Source organism: Vibrio sp. 10N.286.46.A8, from assembly GCF_041470165.1.
In the GTDB taxonomy this organism is placed as follows: domain Bacteria; phylum Pseudomonadota; class Gammaproteobacteria; order Enterobacterales; family Vibrionaceae; genus Vibrio; species Vibrio tasmaniensis_A.
In genome coordinates this window covers 21,946-39,908 of the sequence record NZ_JBFRLX010000143.1, presented here as the reverse complement: position 1 = coordinate 39,908, position 17,963 = coordinate 21,946, and the positions used below count along the sequence as shown (strand labels likewise).

General features: G+C 43.5%; 16 protein-coding genes. 8 read left to right on the top strand and 8 right to left on the bottom strand.

Features of this window, described 5'->3' with window-relative positions:
* The 3 genes from AB4232_RS14510 to AB4232_RS14500 form a co-directional block, all read right to left on the bottom strand.
* The coding region (locus AB4232_RS14510; protein ID WP_372087416.1) for a YgjV family protein at nucleotides 1–174 on the bottom strand (174 nt) is incomplete at its 3' end.
* A gap of 70 nt (nucleotides 175–244) precedes the next feature.
* On the bottom strand, nucleotides 245–1,045 hold the full coding sequence (locus AB4232_RS14505) for a PhzF family phenazine biosynthesis protein (protein ID WP_372087413.1): 801 nt from the start codon (nucleotides 1,043–1,045) through the stop codon (nucleotides 245–247).
* Nucleotides 1,046–1,333: 288 nt separating this feature from the next.
* Nucleotides 1,334–1,984, bottom strand: a complete 651-nt coding sequence (locus AB4232_RS14500) for a LysE family translocator (RefSeq protein ID WP_372087412.1) — start codon at nucleotides 1,982–1,984, stop codon at nucleotides 1,334–1,336.
* A 370-nt stretch (nucleotides 1,985–2,354) separates the two neighbouring features.
* Between AB4232_RS14500 and AB4232_RS14495 the strand changes: the two genes are divergently transcribed.
* Nucleotides 2,355–3,386: a PotD/PotF family extracellular solute-binding protein gene (locus AB4232_RS14495; protein WP_017098963.1), complete on the top strand. Its 1,032-nt coding sequence runs from the start codon at nucleotides 2,355–2,357 to the stop codon at nucleotides 3,384–3,386.
* A gap of 3 nt (nucleotides 3,387–3,389) precedes the next feature.
* On the top strand, nucleotides 3,390–5,822 hold the full coding sequence (locus tag AB4232_RS14490) for a putative bifunctional diguanylate cyclase/phosphodiesterase (RefSeq protein ID WP_371706974.1): 2,433 nt from the start codon (nucleotides 3,390–3,392) through the stop codon (nucleotides 5,820–5,822).
* Between the two features lie 53 nt (nucleotides 5,823–5,875).
* Here the strand turns inward: AB4232_RS14490 and AB4232_RS14485 are convergent, their stop codons facing one another.
* Nucleotides 5,876–6,901: a diguanylate cyclase domain-containing protein gene (locus AB4232_RS14485; RefSeq protein WP_004730440.1), complete on the bottom strand. Its 1,026-nt coding sequence runs from the start codon at nucleotides 6,899–6,901 to the stop codon at nucleotides 5,876–5,878.
* Nucleotides 6,902–6,910: 9 nt separating this feature from the next.
* Nucleotides 6,911–7,378 carry a hypothetical protein gene (locus tag AB4232_RS14480; RefSeq protein ID WP_372087411.1) on the bottom strand — a complete coding sequence of 156 codons (468 nt, stop codon included), beginning with the start codon at nucleotides 7,376–7,378 and terminating at the stop codon, nucleotides 6,911–6,913.
* A 367-nt stretch (nucleotides 7,379–7,745) separates the two neighbouring features.
* Between AB4232_RS14480 and AB4232_RS14475 the strand changes: the two genes are divergently transcribed.
* The 6 genes from AB4232_RS14475 (at nucleotide 7,746) to AB4232_RS14450 (ending at nucleotide 13,285) form a co-directional block, all read left to right on the top strand.
* Nucleotides 7,746–8,141: a cytochrome c gene (locus tag AB4232_RS14475; protein WP_017099354.1), complete on the top strand. Its 396-nt coding sequence runs from the start codon at nucleotides 7,746–7,748 to the stop codon at nucleotides 8,139–8,141.
* Nucleotides 8,142–8,156: 15 nt separating this feature from the next.
* On the top strand, nucleotides 8,157–9,581 hold the full coding sequence (gene ccoN / locus AB4232_RS14470; protein ID WP_372087410.1) for a cytochrome-c oxidase, cbb3-type subunit I: 1,425 nt from the start codon (nucleotides 8,157–8,159) through the stop codon (nucleotides 9,579–9,581).
* Nucleotides 9,582–10,196, top strand: a complete 615-nt coding sequence (locus AB4232_RS14465) for a cbb3-type cytochrome c oxidase subunit II (RefSeq protein ID WP_009844942.1) — start codon at nucleotides 9,582–9,584, stop codon at nucleotides 10,194–10,196.
* The gene (locus AB4232_RS14460; protein ID WP_372087409.1) at nucleotides 10,193–12,349 is read left to right on the top strand and encodes a c-type cytochrome; all 2,157 of its coding nucleotides are present in this window, start codon (nucleotides 10,193–10,195) and stop codon (nucleotides 12,347–12,349) included. The genes AB4232_RS14465 and AB4232_RS14460 overlap by 4 nt, the downstream gene beginning before the upstream one ends.
* A 262-nt stretch (nucleotides 12,350–12,611) precedes the next feature.
* The gene (locus tag AB4232_RS14455) at nucleotides 12,612–12,839 is read left to right on the top strand and encodes a PAS factor family protein (RefSeq protein ID WP_004730426.1); all 228 of its coding nucleotides are present in this window, start codon (nucleotides 12,612–12,614) and stop codon (nucleotides 12,837–12,839) included.
* A 263-nt stretch (nucleotides 12,840–13,102) separates the two neighbouring features.
* Nucleotides 13,103–13,285: a hypothetical protein gene (locus AB4232_RS14450; RefSeq protein WP_017102586.1), complete on the top strand. Its 183-nt coding sequence runs from the start codon at nucleotides 13,103–13,105 to the stop codon at nucleotides 13,283–13,285.
* A gap of 210 nt (nucleotides 13,286–13,495) precedes the next feature.
* Here AB4232_RS14450 and AB4232_RS14445 read toward each other — a convergent pair whose 3' ends face one another.
* The 3 genes from AB4232_RS14445 to AB4232_RS14435 all read right to left on the bottom strand — a co-directional run bounded on the left by AB4232_RS14445 (nucleotide 13,496) and on the right by AB4232_RS14435 (nucleotide 17,715).
* A complete protein-coding gene (locus tag AB4232_RS14445; RefSeq protein ID WP_372087408.1) occupies nucleotides 13,496–14,788 on the bottom strand; it encodes an alpha/beta fold hydrolase in 1,293 nt (430 codons plus the stop codon).
* 390 nt (nucleotides 14,789–15,178) lie between these two features.
* Entirely contained in the window at nucleotides 15,179–15,916 is a 738-nt protein-coding gene (locus AB4232_RS14440; protein WP_012600771.1) for a DUF3726 domain-containing protein, read from the bottom strand.
* Nucleotides 15,913–17,715, bottom strand: coding sequence for a hypothetical protein (locus AB4232_RS14435; RefSeq protein ID WP_372087407.1), 1,803 nt, complete (start codon nucleotides 17,713–17,715; stop codon nucleotides 15,913–15,915). Before AB4232_RS14435 ends, AB4232_RS14440 begins: the two co-directional genes overlap by 4 nt.
* Nucleotides 17,716–17,963 lie beyond the last annotated feature (248 nt).

Below are 17,963 nucleotides of genomic sequence, written 5' to 3'. Positions count from 1 at the left end.
GATCATCAAACTTGCCGCCGTCCATTGTTCGAGCAAAATGAAATGACTAGAAATAAGAACGCCTGCAAAAAACAAGCATGTGACGATTTTCTTCCTCTCTTTAAATTGAAAAGACAGAAGATCGAAACAAATAGCAATTGCGACTAATACCTGAGAAAGATAAAAAGCTGACACGATTATTCCTTAAGTAGTGACCTAGCAGATTTAAATTATGACGTTGCTGTTTTATGAATGATATTGAAGTTTAGACTTTTAAAGTACCACTGATTACGGTGGTTGCAGACCCTATCAGTTTTATACGACCATTCGGTAATAGCTCTGTCGATACATACCCACCGCGGCGCGACGCTTGGTAAGCATTGAAATGCGCTTTGTTTAGTTTCTCGGACCAGTATTTTGTGAGAGCGCAATGCGCTGAACCCGTAACGGGATCTTCGTTAACACCCACCCACGGCGCAAAATAGCGCGAAACAAAATCAAGCTCAGAGTTCGACGACAATGCTGTCACAACTACGCCTCGACCTTTAATACGCTTTAGAGCATCAAAGTTTGGTGATAAATCTAATAAAACTTGTTCGCTGACAACCTCAATAAACTGCTTGGTATCGAACTCACTGTATGACACGGCTTGGGCTTCACACAGCCCTAAATATTCAAGCAAATCTTTATTAGCATCCAATCCAAGATCAAGCACAGTACTTGGGAAGTCAAGCTCGATTGTGGAGTCACAAACTGTGGCAGATAGCTCCCCTGAAAGCGTATCAAACGTCACAACTTCACCCACATTGACTAACCCTCTTTCCTTCATCACATGCGCTGTTGCTAACGTACCGTGACCGCATAATTTGACTTCAACTTCTGGTGTGAACCATTTCAACGTCATCGTATTGAGGGCTAAGAATGCCGTTTCTGATACTGCCATCTCTTCAGCAATCGAATACATCAACGACTCTTCTAAAGGTTCTTGTGAAATACAAACCCCTGCAGGGTTTCCTTTAAAAGCTTGAGTTGTGAACGAATCCACTTGATATATCTCTAAATTCACAATGGCTCCTAGCGCTGATATTGAATAGACATTGCAGCCTACAATAAGCACAAACACCCCGTGCTACAAGTGTTCAACAGCAACATTATTAATACTTATTTAAGAACTAAGGAATGATAAACAAACAGTTATGAAAAGAATTGGTGGATTAAGCTGAGGGTTTAACATCGGGCAGATAAGAGATAAAACGTATCAGCCCTGGTAGGAAACAAGCACACATTCGCGGCACATAGGCATTGTATCGTGCCACAAACGTGAGGTTACTCAGCAATGGTAACTTTATTGAATCTACTGACGTACCAGAGCAGATTTCACAATGGTCAAGCCAAGCAGACCCAACATAACTCCTGTCACTTTATCAATATAGTAAGCAGCGCGCGTAAACTCTTGACGCACTTTAGGCGTCGATAATAGGAAGATGATCGCCGCATCCCAAATAAAGACAACCACCGTCATCCAAATACCTAGGCCTAGCTTAAACATGAAACCCACCTCATTATTCAGTACAACCGTGAATAAGCTCAAATAGAACAAAAGGTTTTTAGGATTAAGGATTCCCGATAGAAAACCCGTAACAAATTCTTTAGGAAAAGTGGTTTGAATGGAGACACCTTCTTCGACAACATCGATATTACTGTAATTACATTTTTTCGCTCTTATCGCTTGAACTGCAAGGTACACCAGAAACAAACCGCCAATAATTTTTAAAGCGATCATCACTGAAACCGAAGCTGCCAAAATAGAACCGACCCCAATAAGACACAAACCAATATAGACTGCATTGGCACTGGCAATACCGAATGCAACGCCGAGTGCTTTTCTACCCTTATTTTTAACAGCACTCTTTACCACAATCACAAAATCTGGTCCGGGGCTCAATAGCGCCAAAAAGTGAGCAATCGCCACGGTAACAAAAATCCCAACTAAACCTGCATCCATAAACCAACCTCCTATCGTTCAATTAATGCCCTACTATTGCATAACTAACGAAAAAATGCTCAAGTAGATGAATATATATTTACTAGCAGCCTAATAATCAAACAAATCCCGTGTTTTCGTCGTGCCAAATCAGAAGTAGATGAGTCATTCGTGCACTTATTCAGGCGTTCGTCGGTCAAAGGTTGATATCCCCTTGATTTAACATAGTGATTTTGTGCTCAAAGCTTACTTTTAGTTCCAATTAGGTCATAGGATTTTCACACCTAGATGCATTGCGTTAGGTTGAACTGAAATTAGAGACCTAAATTTGAGCTATGTCGCAAAATTTGGGCTACGATTTAGTTAAGCAAAGTAGGAAAGGAATCCGTCAGTGAAAGCATTTTATGTTTCAGTTCTTGCGTCATCATCCTTTTTAACTGGCACAGCGTTTAGCCAACAAAATGATATTTATCTCTACAATTGGGATGAATTTCTATCCAATAGTGTCGTGACCCAACTAAGTGACACGTACGGCATTTCTTTGAAACAGCAGTTTTTTTCTGATGAGTCGATCAGAGATGAAGTGCTATTAAGCGAACGTCGTGGCGCATTTGAGCTAGTCATTATAGAAAGTGTAAAGCTCAATGCGTTAGCCAAGCAGAACCTGTTTCATAATCTCAGTAAGTTACAACAATCCATTGCTGGTAACATAGATTCACGGTGGGTTGAAGGATGTGGCGAGTATGGCATTCCCTACGCTTGGGGGACTGCGGGAATCTTATATCGCAGTGACAAACTAAACGCTCCCACCTCTTGGAACGCTATTCTCGAACCAGACACGAACAGCAGTGGCCGCATAAGTATGTATTACGAACCTACGGATTTGGTGAGTACTGCACTGTTAGCAAATCAATTTGATCCATTCACCAATAATGAGCAGGAACTTCGCGTTGCCTATAAAACCCTGCAAGCTCAAAAGCCACACCTAGAAAGCAACGAATACGTCATCGACTATATTCGCCAACCCGAACGTCTTGCTAACATCGACCTTGCCTACGGTTATTCTGGTGACAGTTATGTACTCAATGATTTGGAGCCTGATGCCTCTTGGGTTTACATCGTACCTCAAGAAGGCACAACGTTATGGTTAGAGTGCATTGCTGCGATTAATAACGGAGAGTTGTCTGCACAAGCAACAACGATTCTATCATTCTTGTCGCAACCCGAGATCGCCGCTCAAAACGCAATGGATTCATGGTTTGCAACTCCAAGCTCAAAAGCAAAAGCCTTAACAACGCAAGAGTACCAAAATGATCCGGAGCTTTTCCCTAGCAAAGAGGTTTTAGAACGCAGCTATCTGTATCAGCAACTCGAACCCAATAGCATTCAAATTCGTAACCGCATTGTCGACAGTTTGAGATAATTAATGCCAGTATTAAAGAAGCTCTACTTTGTGCTCATTCCTACTTTATTGTTCGTATTTGCAATAGGCGGAATGGTTACTTACCACTTAGCCTCTAACCACGCGAAACACATGTACTTAGACGAAGTACAATCTGATGTGAACACCGCGCTCGTGGCGGCTGAATACGAGCAACTTGGTCTATCTTTGCTTGTAAAAGATATAGGTTCATCGCTACAGTTCTTGCGATATATTCAAAACCCTAGTGACTACACAACCTTGTCCCTGCTGGAAAAAAGAGTGCTTCGTGTCTTAAACCAAAGTCACGTTAATCAATTTGGTCAACGTAACATCTATATCGTTGATCCTAAGTTTCAGTTAACGCTATCTACGTTACGAGCAGACCCTTTCGAAGGGTTAAAGATCCCCGATAACATCTATGAAAAAATCTTCGATATCTATACCTCGTTAATCAATAAAAACGAGCTGTCTCATAAAGGCTTCTCATATATCTCTGTGAGTGGTGAACTTAGATACGCTTACGTTATTGCAATCGACCCTTACTTGCTCCCACAAGACAAACGTGCAAACGACAGCTTAAATCGATACATACTAATTGCAGATGGTCCATTAAAACAACTATCCAACTTACTAATAAAATACAACGATGATGACAATATGCAGCTTCTGATTGAGCCATCATCGAATACTGCACACATAGAGAATACGCAGTTTGTTATCAAATCATTTGAACAAACCAAAGACAGAATCAAAGTTGAGATGAACAGCCGTCACTTCCTCGCTCAGGTTAATATTCGCGAAAAAAAATTCAATCAGGAAAAATCTATCATAGCTCAGCAGACCTTACTTGGCGGTTTGACGACACTATTCATTATTATGCTCATCGTACACATGGTGGTGCGCTACCAATTAGTACGTCCACTCAAAGATCTACTACACGAGATATCCATTGGCGGACTTAAACTGAGGTATTTCAAACGTTCATCCGGGCACAGTGAAATTGATGGTCTAAAAAACGCCTACATTGATTCATTAACAGAATTGAAATTCGAAGCTGAATTTGATCAATTAACCAAATTAGCCAACCGACGCTCGTTCATCCGACACCTCGATGTGCGTCTAAAAAGCTCGATAAGTCCTCATTGCTATCTGGTTTGCTGGGACATTATCGATTTCCGTAAAATCAATGACTTATATGGTGCAAAAGTAGGTGACAATGTACTCGTTAGTCTGGCCAAAACACTAAGAGAAACCCTGCAGAATCAACAATCCTCTTTCGGCTTCAGTTGCAGCGACTATTCAGTTGCAAGGCTAGGAGGAAACCAATTCATTGCCATATTGGAAATGGGTGAGCACCAATCAATAAACGAAGAAATTGAGAACATTAACAACACCCTAACGGGTACGACTTTCCTAGATTACTACGGATTCAGGCTTTCAATTGCAACAGGTGTACTACCCGTCGATACCCCTAAGTTCGAGGAGATATGGCACCGATGCATCGATGAGATGCTGATTAATGCCAAAGCGCACAGTGATGGAGAAAGCCGAATCGTTTACGGAGAAGAACTACTTCATTCACTAGAAAGACATGACGTTATCGAAAAAAGGCTATTGGAATGTTGTGAAAGCGACAACTTTGAACTTCGCTTTATGCCCATCTTCAATGCTCAGACCCTGCAAATCGATGGCGCTGAATGTCTCATTCGCTGCCCTGCACTGTTTGACATTAAAGCGGGTCCAGATGAGTTCATTCCAGTCGCGGAGAGGAGCAATCTAATATCCAAACTCGACATGTGGGTCATTAGTACCGCAATAAAAAGCTATAAAGAGCTCTCTGAAATTCACAAGTACACAGGTAGCTTATCAATAAATATCTCAGCGATGGAACTTTACAATCGTAACTTTGCCGACAATATTCGAAAGGTAATCGAGCGTTATCAAGTACCACCAGCCAACATCATTATAGAAATTACCGAAACCAGTTACGTTAAAAGCAGTAAACTTACAGTGCAGACTATCGAAAGTATCAGGAGCTTAGGTTTAAAAGTGTCTCTTGACGATTTCGGTACAGGCTATACAGCTTTTAACCAACTTCTTCACTACCCTGTCGATGAGCTTAAAATTGATAAAAGCTTTATCGATAATATCGTCGACGACAAAGCTGACCGAAAGATGGTCGAATCCATGGTTAACTTAGGGCACTCTTGTGACACCTTCGTTGTTGGTGAAGGTGTCGAGTCTCTCGAACAATATCATCACCTTAAAAAAGCCAACTGCGACCTAATACAGGGTTATTTTTTCAGCCAACCACTCACTTACATTGAGTTCATTGAATTTGTTCGTGACCACAATCCGCAGACTATTCTGGATCAGCAAGCCCTTTTAGAACCAAGCTCTAACGAAAGGATTGTGGCACTCAATCAGAAACAGTAGTCGTATTCCGAAAGCATGACTACTTAATAACCACGACCAAACCTTGTAGAAGCTTAGCCTTGCATCGAGGTCAACAGTTCCATCATGTCTTTAGAGCTTATGTTCTTCTTGTGCCTCACTACGGCGTCAATCATTAACTCTAAGTTACCTGCAGAGATGTAATCACTAAGGACGTCGTTAAACTTGTCCTGAATTTCATCACTCGCGTACAAATGATCAGGAATGAAGAATAAGAACTGGCTTCCACTGCTACGGAACGAAATGGTGCTTTCAGGGATCTTGGTGGTCAAAGACTTAGCAGCCGAGCTCACCACAAGGTCCCCATATTCAAGGCCATATTTTTGATTAATCTCGGTAAGATTTCTGATTCGGACAAAATAGAGATCAAAGTTTTTGTCCTTCGAGTAGCTATTCTTAACAAATTTCATCAACGAAATTCGATTGCGAAATCCTGTAATAAAATCCGTAGAGTAGAGCTTTCTTTTAATAGAAAAATCCATATAAAAAATAATCCCAGTCAATAACAAGATGCCAACAAGAAAAACGCTACTGATCCGATGAACAGTAACCAAGTTATCAACCATTGAGGTGTTTTCTTCAATCACAGGGCTTTGTAATCGAAACTTGTCATTAATAAAATCGACGAGTGTGTGGTAGCAAATATCGACTTTTTTCTGCAGAGATTCCTTGGGCAACAACCCTTGACTGACCAGTTTAATTGAGGATTCCAAGCTCTTAAATTTGTCAAATTCCGCACTAAAATAAGGTTTAAAGTTTGCTGACTTGATGAAATTGGAGGACTCAGTACTGTTAATTAATATGTCAAACCGGCTCCACGTAATATCGTACGCTAACCATAACTCATCATAATCAATAGTTTCAGAACGGCTTACCATCAAGAAATTGGCGTATTCTTTCACCAATTGAAAAACGAACCACGTTGCCTCATTTTGTCGGGTGGAAAAACTCTTATTGATATCGTTAATGCGGGTCACACTGTAGATATTAATGGTGAGTACCACTGCCGCTAAAGATAACACGACGACTTTAATTGCAGTCAATGACAACAGCTTTTTCATACTAAGTCCTTACAAATGAATATCGCGTATCTGCCAGATCATCTTGGCATGGAAGTCAGTGTTATCAATGTCTGGAGTCGAAGAAAGTGGATATATCAACCAGTACGGGCCTTTTTCTCTGACTGACATAAATTGGCCATTTTGTTTAATCGCAATGATCGGCTGGTAGTCGTCAAAGTCTTCTTTGGGCACCGCTATTTTATAGTCGTTTAGTGCAACAAAAGTTACCTGCGAGGCCATGGGTAAATCCATAGTTTCAAGCACCGTTTGTAAGGCCACACCACTATAAACCAATTCTCCATCCAGCCAAGGTAATGACGTGGTGATTTCTTTTTGAGGAAGCAATAACAGCTGTTCTCGACTGAATTGATGTTTTTGCCCTAAGTGATCGAATATTGTCAGTTCCGATGCTGCAAAAATAGAAAATGAATACAGTGAAAGTATAAACAGAAGTGCAGCTCTCATTTTAAACTCCATTTTAAAAGGTCACTAATTTGAGTCTAGTTCATATTGGTCATTTGACTTGCTTAGACATTGCCTATTTTCTCAATGATGCAGTTCGAATCTTTCTCAAATAATGTTTCATTCCTGTAACCAGGTGCGAACAATACCTTCCCCTTATCTAAATAAGACTTTAATTAGCGTTCATACCAGTAATCCCTGCTTTTTAAAGGCAATGAGTAATCCAATCTTGCCACTGAATACGTACTGACTAACAAAATTGACAATAAATATGAGTCAGTAAGTAGCGAGAACGCTTATGCATGCATAACCTTTACACCAAGCTGAGTGTTTTCTGAGGGTCATCAAGCACTCGCTCTTTTCTTCGATAAGGGAATACGTAATGAGATTAAATAAGCTAAAGTTTAACCCCATAACCGCACTTTCCATTCTGCTAATGACGGCTGTCATGAATCCAGTTTACGCAGAATCCAACGACGAGCAGTTCGAGTTAGGAAAACAAAAAGCCAAGGTGTGTATGACCTGTCATGGCGTTGATGGTATCTCAACACAAGACCCTTACCCGAACCTTCGCGGTCAAAAAGTGGGATACCTCATATCTTCACTGAAAGATTATCAGACAAGGGAAAGAACCAGTGGTTTGGCGATTCTCATGCAGCAACAAGCCGACACACTTTCAGATCAAGACATCCGAGATATCTCCTACTTCTATTCAATGCTCGGCAAGGAATCAAGTTCAGTTAGCGACTCAAAAACAGACAGCAAATCAAAACTGTAGGCAAGGAGCCTTGTTATGGAACAAGTGACAACGCAGTACAGCATTAAGGTTGTGAAGTACTTTATCATCGCCTCTTTAATTTGGGCGATTGTGGGGATGATCATCGGCGTGATCCTCGCCGCTCAATTATATTGGCCTGTGCTCAATTTCGATTCTCAATATTTCCAATTTGGTCGTCTTCGCCCTCTGCATACCTCAGGCGTTATTTATGGGTTTGTGGTGAATATTCTAATGGGGACTTCACTCTATATTGCCCAACGAACTGGCCATTGCGAACTGTTCAATAAAAGCCTGTCGTGGATGGTCTTTTGGGGATGGCAATTTATTCTACTACTCGCGGTCATCTCGTTGCCTGGGGGCCACACCAGCTCAAAAGAGTATGCGGAACTTGAATGGCCAATCGACTTAATGATTGTACTGGTGTGGGTGCTCTATGCAGTGTTGTTCTTTGGCACCCTTGCCAAGCGGAAAGTTAGCCATATCTTTGTGGCTAACTGGTTTTTTGCTGCTTTCATTATCGTTGTTGCCATGATTTTCATTGTGAACAATCTTGCGATGCCGGTCTCTGCCATGAAGTCCTACTCTGTATTCGCAGGTGCTCAAGATGCGATTGTTCAATGGTGGTGGGGACATAATGCCGTTGGTTTCTTACTGACCGCTGGTGTGATTGGTATGAACTACTATTTCATACCAAAAGCGGCGGACCGACCTATCTACTCATACCGTTTGTCTGTGATCCATTTCTGGGGCTTGGTCGGCTTTTACACTTGGGCCGGAACGCACCACTTAGTCTACTCTTCCGTTCCCATCTGGATTCAGAACATCGGGATCGTGATGTCATTGATCCTGTGGCTCCCTTCCTGGGCTGGCGCTTTCAATAGCGCAATGACCCTTCTACAAAACAAAGAAAAGCTGAAGTCCGACTACATTCTTTTATTCTTTTTCTCAGCAATTCTTTACTACTGCTTGGCAACATTCGAAGGTCCGTTACTTGCTATTCGCTGGTTCAACATGGTGGCACACAACACCGAATGGATAATCGGCCACGTACATTCCGCAGCACTCGGGTGGGTTGGAATGTCAGGGATAGCGGTTTTTTACTACTTCATTCCACGCTTATGGGGCCAAACCGAACTTTGGTCACGACGATTGATTAAGTGGCACTTCTGGCTTGCTCATGCTGGCGTCGCCATTTATGCGATTGCGCTTTGGGTCGCGGGTATCGGTGAAGGTTATATGTGGCTTGCTCAAAATGAAAATGGCGAACTGATATACAGTTTTGTAGAGGCTATGGACTTTAAAGCACCTTGGTTGTTCTTACGATTCTTTGGTGGTGCGCTGTTTGTTCTGGGTTTATTCCTAATGGCATTTAACTTATTTAAAACCGTTCGTATGCCAGTTGTACATAACGCTAAACACGCCGTTAATGAGGGGGCTTAAATGATGAGTAAAGACTTTACACATTCAATCGTCATTTTAATTTTGACCACCGTTGTCGTCGCTTCCTTCTCTCTGTTGGTTTGGGTAGTGCCTAGTATTGTCCGCGGAGACGACATTGCCAAAGGCAGCTTAGCGATGCCACTCACACCGATAGAGTTAGCAGGCCGAGACATATACATAAGTGAAGGCTGTCATGTGTGTCACACCCAAATGGTTCGCCCTCTAGAACCAGAAGTGAAACGTAATGGTCGTCCCAACAAAGAAGCAGACGACATCTACGAATTTCCTAACTTGTGGGGTTCTAAGCGCACGGGTCCGGACCTCACTAATTTAGGGAGAAAGTATTCTGACCAGTGGCATGCTATTCACTTAATTGACCCTCGAAAAGTCGTACCGACATCGATCATGCCCGCCTACCCTTGGTTATTTGAACAGACTCTGTCAGGCGACGACATAAGCGACAAAATGGAAACCCTCCGCATACTTGGCGTTCCTTATACTGACCAAGAAATAGGTGACGCCAGATTACAAGTAAGAGGAAAAACCAAAGGTGAAGCTCTGATCCGCTATCTACAAAGCCTTGGTAAAGATACGTCACAGGAGGTATCACAATGAGTGCATTTTGGAATCTATGGGCGGTAATTTTAACCTTAATCTTCTTCGTTCTTATGGTGTCTGTTATCGTTAAATATTGGCGTAGCAATCACCAAGCCGATCAAGACCACACCCTTGGCACTTTTGATGGCATTGAAGAAAAAGATGCGCCACCGCCAAAACTACTCTTTGTTAGCTATGCTATTGCCTTTCTATTGTCTGCTGGCTATTTGGTGCTCTACCCCGGGCTTGGTGAATGGGAAGGGTTAGTCGATTGGAAGCAAAGTGACGACAAACTCAGCTCACCCAGCACAACGTTAAACGAGCAATTCTCTCAAACAACGGAAAACACCCTCGAAGGATTGTCTGGCATACCCGAAATAGTAAACAGCGGACAAATCTTGTTCCAAACTCACTGCGCGGCTTGTCACCGCGACAACGCTCAAGGTCAGAAACACTTCCCTAACCTTATTGACCAAGAATGGCTATATGGTGGTAGTGATGAAGCGATCATTCATTCGATCGCCAAAGGGCGAAATGGCGCGATGCCGGGTTGGAGCGAGATAATGCGCCCCGATGAAGTGGCTAAGGTTTCTTACTACTTAGCTTCGCTCAATCAACGCCATACCGATGTTCCAGAAGTAAAAGTTAAAGTCGGCAAAGAGCTGTTTGCAAAATATTGTTCATCTTGTCACGCCGATGGTTCTGTCGCGAATCCGGCGATCGGCGTCCCTGATCTTTCAGATGATATCTGGCTGCACGGAGGGAGTATTGAAGAGATACAACACACTATCAACAAAGGCTTGAACAACCTGATGCCTGCGTTTGATAAACAGCTTACGGAGAATGAGATACTCGCACTGGGTGCTTACATTAGACATGCGAGCTCAGTGCAGCAGCAAAGACTCGCGAACCTAGAAGCTCAGTCTGTTGAGCGTGGTGAATACCTCGCTTATGCCGGTGACTGTGTCGCGTGTCATAGTGCAGAAGGTGGCGAACCCTTTGCTGGCGGGCTTCCTTTTGTGACCCCTTTCGGCACCGTCTATTCAACAAATATTACGCCCCACACAACAGAAGGTATTGGTACTTATAATTTTGATGATTTCCGAGCCGCGTTAGTTGCAGGTAAAGGTAAGAATGGTTACCTGTACCCTGCAATGCCTTACACCTCTTATCAATACCTCACAGACCAAGACATGCTCGATTTGTGGGAATACATGCAGTCAATCACCGCGGTGCCTCGCCGCAATGACGACAACAGCATGATGTTCCCATCGAATATACGTCTAGGTCTGCTCGGGTGGAACATTGTGTTCATGGATACCGACCCGATTGACTATCAAGTGCCCGAAGAGCTTAAAACGGAAGTCGAAAACGTTGAGAAATGGCAGCAAGGGAAATATTGGGTGGCTGGCCTTGGACACTGCTCTGAGTGCCATACCCCTCGAAACATTGCTCAAGCGCTGATACCCGAACGTATTTTCCAAGGTAACTTGATTGACGGTTGGAATGCGCCCGATATCACGGCCAACGAGCTGTATGTCGATGGTTGGGATGAAGCGACACTGACCGATTTCTTACACACGGGTCACTCAGACAAAGGGACTGCTTTTGCGGGCATGGCAGACGTAGTAAAAAACAGCCTAAGCTTGATGACGCGTGAAGATATCGAGTCGATGTCCTATTACCTACTCAGTGGTGACATCAACAACACCATCAGCAGTGACGCCGTTCCGTTGCAGCCCAAAGGGTTTGACGAAGACTCTTACGCGACTGACATTTACACCACTTATCGCCAGACATGTGGAGCCTGTCATGGTGACGATGGTAAGGGACGTGACCCTATCGCCCCTACTCTGTTGAATAACGGCATCATCATGCACAGCGATCCATTCAACACCATCGCAGTAACCGTGCGTGGCCTGCAACCCACCTATCTCGACAAAGACAGAAACTTCATGCCAATGGCAAGCTTTGAAGATGTGCTGTCGGATCAAAGATTGGCTGAGTTGATCACCTTCGTGCGATTGCACCTTGGAGATAGAGAGGAACCAGTAACGGCAGAGCACGTTCGAGAGGTAAGAGAAACTCTTGAAGCTGCAGGTTACGCTGGAGGGTTACACACCACACCTGAAATGTACGAAAGTCGAGACAAGAACATTAACATTCGCTAGGTTCTGTACGTATTCAATTTACTCGGTAAGCAGCCACAATACGTTACTTCTATCACGGCTTAATCAATTAAAAGGAGACCAGCGTGTCTCCTTTTCTTTGTTATCAAGCCGACACTCTCAACGATTGAGACCACAACACAATTATAACTAACTGATTACACAATTAAGCAGAGCTGCACACAATGCGATCAATCTCGCAGAACAAATACAGTACCAGGTGCATAATACGCAAAATTTTATAAAGGTGCAGCAGAGGACAGATATGGATACAACTACACTCATCTACGATACATTGGAAGGTCTGTCGAGCGCAAAGCCACAGCAACACGCTCAAATCCGCCAAAATCTATATAACCAATTAGATTTATCATTTGAGAAGCAGTTGGCTTTGTATTCATCAGTTCTTGGTCCAGCAAGTGCTGGTAGATTGACCGATTTGGATAGCGCAGTGATGTCTGCACGCAAGATTGTTGGCTTAGAAAACAGCTAAGTAATCTTCAACCGCTCTCAACTTTAACGCTGCCACTGTGCAGCGTTTTTTATGGATGCCATTTACGATAAGTACCGTTGGTTACGATGAATGCAGTTAGGTACGATAAATACTGTTAGTTAAGATCAGTTCAATAAGTTCTGTTTTTCAAGTTACACGCATTCTCATTTGGTTAATCTTATGTTCCATTTTTAACAGGTGTGCAACCTCAACAATGGCGCTAATGTTAGTAGCACGTTAACCACACATCGGATTGAAGAATCATGAGAGTACTTATTGAATATACACAAACAGGCAAATACCGTGATCATGCGTGGGAAGCACTAACTATTCGTTCCAAGGGCGAAGTTCAAGCTGTGACTCCCTCTTATGCGGCTCAACTTATCGAACAGAACCGCGCCAGCTTATCGACTACTGAAAATCAAGATATCGTCATCCAACCATAATGAGTTTAGGAACTATCCCTCCCGGTTCTTAAACTCTCTGTTTTACTCGCTTTAGTAATCAATACGATACTGAGTAAAACAGAGTTTGATGACATAAAAAAACGCTGCACGAATGCAGCGTTTTCTTGTTTCTAGCGTATCTTGTCTCTAACGTAGAGAGCTTCTAACATCGATAGCTTCTAACGTAGATAACCTACGCAGAGAGTTTGACTATTTTGGCAGGTTCTCTAACGCTTCGACCATCGTCATTAATTTATCTACAATTCGTTCACCATCGACTCTCAAGCCATTGTGTTCATACTCGTTAGTGATCCACGCTTTCGAATTTGGAATATTCGCCAGTGTTTCACGGCTGTAATCCAGCTCTACATACATATCATCCGCATAAACCGCACATGCCATCGGAACCGTATTCTTGCTCAGTTGCTCTGCGTTATACAAAGAACCCCAATCCGACTTCTCGGCCAACATGTTTGCCGCTTCACGTAATGGCTTCAGCGTTTCTAGTTGGTCGAACATCCATGGGTACACCATTTCTCCGGTAAACCAGAACTCGCTACCCGTTTGGTAGTTAAAGTGTGAGTACTGTTCACGAACTCGATGTGCAGACCAGTTAGACGCTGCACCTTGGCAGTAAATCGATTCATGCAAAATCGCGTAGATTGGGTTCGTTAGGTAGCCCTGCTCTTGCTGCATTTGATTTAAGAAGCTATAGCTCAACTGTTTTTGACCATTCACTTCAACAAACGCACTCTCTAGTGTGAAGTACATCGGAAGGTTTGCTTCGCCGCCACCAAGATTAATGCCGATCAACTGGAACTGTTCAACTGTAAACACCTGACCGTTTGGCAGTCTCACATCGTTGTTGAGCAGGTAATCAGAGATCTCGCGACACATAGCTTGTGCATGTGGGAACTGAGCAAAGAAAGCTCTGTTTTTGTCTTCTACACGCTTGTAAGTCGCACGATAAACATCGTCAGCTTCTCGTTCAATAGAAGGAATGCCGCCCGTCACATAACAACGCTGCAAGCTCTGTGGGAACAGTGACAAATAGCTCAGTGTACAGAAGCCACCAAAGCTTTGACCAATCGTCGACCATTGCTTAACACCAAACTGTTCACGAATCGCTTCAGCGTCACGAACGATGTTATCCGCTCTGAAATGCGTTAAGTACTCAACTTGTTGTTCTGGAGACTGAAGGGCCAACGTTTCATGGCTGATCACCGTGCTGTTGCCTGTACCACGCTGGTCCAGAAGCAGAACACGATAGTTTTGTAATGCACGCTTTAGCCAACCTGATTGACCGCTCACTCGTGGAGATGGAAAGCCTGGGCCGCCCTGAAAGTAGATCAGCCACGGCAGTTCTTGCGCATCTTTAGCAAGATCAACCAGTTCACGTGCGAAGACTTGGATCTGTTGTCCATCTTTGGCTTGATAGTCGAGTGGCAACTCAAAAGAGTGCTGACGATACAGGGTGGTTCCATCAATAAAGTTAGCTTGCACGCTTCATTCCTTTTTTATCTGATTCTAATGTCATCGGTACGAATAAAAACGGCGCCCGTTGGCACCTAGAATTAGCAAGATACGCATAGTGGCTTGTAAAAGAAACCGTTTGTTTAACATGAATGTGAAGGTGCTTCGTTTAATTGTTCAATTACCTCTCAACGGGTAACAACGTGTGTCAAAACAGTCAATTTAGAATAGGTAAATCCAGCGAGAGATCAAAAGAGTGAAGCAAAAAAAGAGGGACAAATAAAAAGAGCTTAACGAGGTGAGGATACGTTAAGCTCTTTGGGTTTATCTGTTTTGATAAACTAACTAACTAACTAACTAGCTTACTCGCTGTTAATCTATCGAACCTGTTAGTTCTAATGAACCTATTAAATCTAGCGACTACGAAGCCGTCAGTTCACCGGCACCTTGAGTCGAGCGTTCGCTGCTCTGAACTAGGATTGCGGTAGCGGTCTCTTTCAGTGCCGCCCACTCCCCATCATCAACTTCAATGCCATCGTTCCACGCTTTCTCTTGAGTTTTAAAAAGCGCTTCTGATTCAATGTGTGTTTGGTAGCCATCTGACAAACGTTCGATATCGAAATCCTGGACGGAAAGTTCGATGGTCATATTGTGGATATGTTCGTACGATGCCAGTGGCAAATCTGATAAAAACAGTTCTGGAGCAACGCAACCACGGTTAAGCACATACAAAGTGCTCTTAGGGTTAGAGCCGTTATCCCAACGTGCCATGCACGCAATACCTTTCGCAGCTAACTTTACAAGCTCACTGTACGCCAACCAACGGTTGTGGCAATTATTTAACTCAATTTTCAGCGTCTTTTTACCGACCATTTTTTCAATGGCGTAATCGATAACCACAGGAAGGTGACACGCTAAGCTCGCCTTGTGCAGGTCGACTTCAACAGTGTTATCGCTGCGCACTTGAATGTCTACAGGGCAATCGTCTTCTAACCCCATAAAGTTGCTCGCATTATTAAAATGACGAACACCATCCAAGCCAACCATCTGTAAATCTGCCACCATGTTCGCTATCACATCGGCTTCACCACATGTACGACGCATACCCAAAAAGGCTTTATTAACGGCCGCTACCAGTTCATTGTGAGAAACGATCATAACGATTTACCTCCATGTTGAGCGTTGATATGTGTAGGAACTTGATTTGAGTCAGCCATCTCCGCTTCACTCGGTAACAGTGGGAACACCCATTCGTCCTGATGAATCTCATCAAGCAGTGGTGCTCCTTGGAAAAACGTCACTCGTACCCAGCGATCTGAGCGAGGATCAAACTTAGTCGCACCAAACATTGCTAGTTTACAACGCAGTAAGTGCATTGGCGGCGAGTCTTGGTGAAGCACATTCATTTGAATGTCGCCCATCGCCTTGTTACCTAGCGTCCACACACGGCGCGCAATTGCACGGTGTTGCGGCTGTTTAACAAGGAATTCGGCCAATGAAAGCTCAGGCGCAAATTGCAACAAAGCATGGTACAAACGATAAGCTTGACGACCAATATCCAACGGCAGTTCACGCTCTTCACCCAGCTCTTCGCCTCGAACTCCGAGCCTTGGCTCTTCTTTGTCTTGAGAGCGATACCAGAACCAGTAGTTGTTTTCTGCTTTAGTAAAGTCGGTCGTGATCGCCCAACGGTACTTTTCTTCGAGTACAACCAGAAGGTCTTGAATCTTTTTGCCGCTAGGAAGCGACAGTGTTTCGCTGCAATTCATTTGCTCTTGATGGGCGTCCACTAATTCTGGGTACAATTCCATCAAACATGAGATAAGGATTTCTTGGGCTTCCATACTCATTTGCTTAGATTGCTCGACTAACTGCGACCATGTATCGCACAGGCTGACAGAAGCTTCTAATGATTGTTCTGTGTGCTTCAAATCATCAACAGCAGCTTTGTTCAGCTCTTGTTGTGTTTCATTGATGGTAACGACTTGTTCTAAATGACAAATCGCTTTTTTAACTAAGGTACGTAGTGGCTCGATCAACGCCGTATTAGTCTCACTGGACAACACGTCCGCCAATGCGTGTTCACGGGTCGTCATCCACTGATCGACAATACTAGGGTGGTTAATAAGGTATGGCGCCATGCCTAAACCAGTTGCATTACCAACACCAAGGTAACGTTGTAATCCTCGATGCAAGGTAATCGCTTGTTCACCGCCCTGTTGTTCGGCTAGGTAATGAACCCAGTCTAAGCTGAACTCACGCAGCATATACACCGCACACATTTGCGCGCTAAACGACTGATTAAAATCTTCATTTTTCTCTAAGATTTTAAAATCAGCGATTCCAAATTTGCCATTACCATAAACGGCAGTGGTTCGCAGGATGTAGCCTACTTCAGCCAGTTCTTTGGGCGTTGGTTGAACACCTTTAGCCAGGTGACTCACGATGTGTTCAAACACACGTACACTTTTGTTTGCACGCGCTAAAACAAGCACATTGTTAGGATTACGGCCGGCTTCTTGAAGCGGTACATTCGCACGAAGTCTTTCAAGTAGGGTGACATCAACATCACCAAGAACAAGCGCAAACGTTACGTCCCACTTTTCAGCAATTACACGGTCATTTCGTTCGTCATCTGCAATTTCATCGCAGAAAACAACCAAATGATAAACATGGTTTGGCGTCGCTAGCTTATAGATAACATGACCAAAACCCTGAGCGTCTAATTGCCACTCATGTTTCGTCACTTTCCATTCTTGCTGCGCCATTTTACGAATCAGAGTTCTAACGAAGCTGATACGTGTTTGGTGCATTGCACCTAGCCTTTCCGGTGCCATGACGACAGTCGCGTCACGTAGTGCTGATTCAGTGTAGGTAGAACGATGTGCATCCATTTTGCTCACCACCTTATAGTTATAGGATTTTGCTAGCCATTCAGAACCGATCGTTGCCATCATTTGAAGCATTCGTTTTTACAGTGTGTTGGTTAGCTTTCACGTTATTTGGGGTAAGTGAACTCACCCCCTTATTATTTGTCCTGACTAGATCGATTGACCTAAATACGTGCCGCCCGGTGTATCTTCACCAGTACGGGTTTCCTCTTCCTTTCGGAATCTTGTGTCAGCCTTCTTTCAAAGGCTGACACCTTTTTTCTCTTTCATTTTTAGAGAGCGTTTTCTCTACAGGCTGTTTTCTTTACAGATCC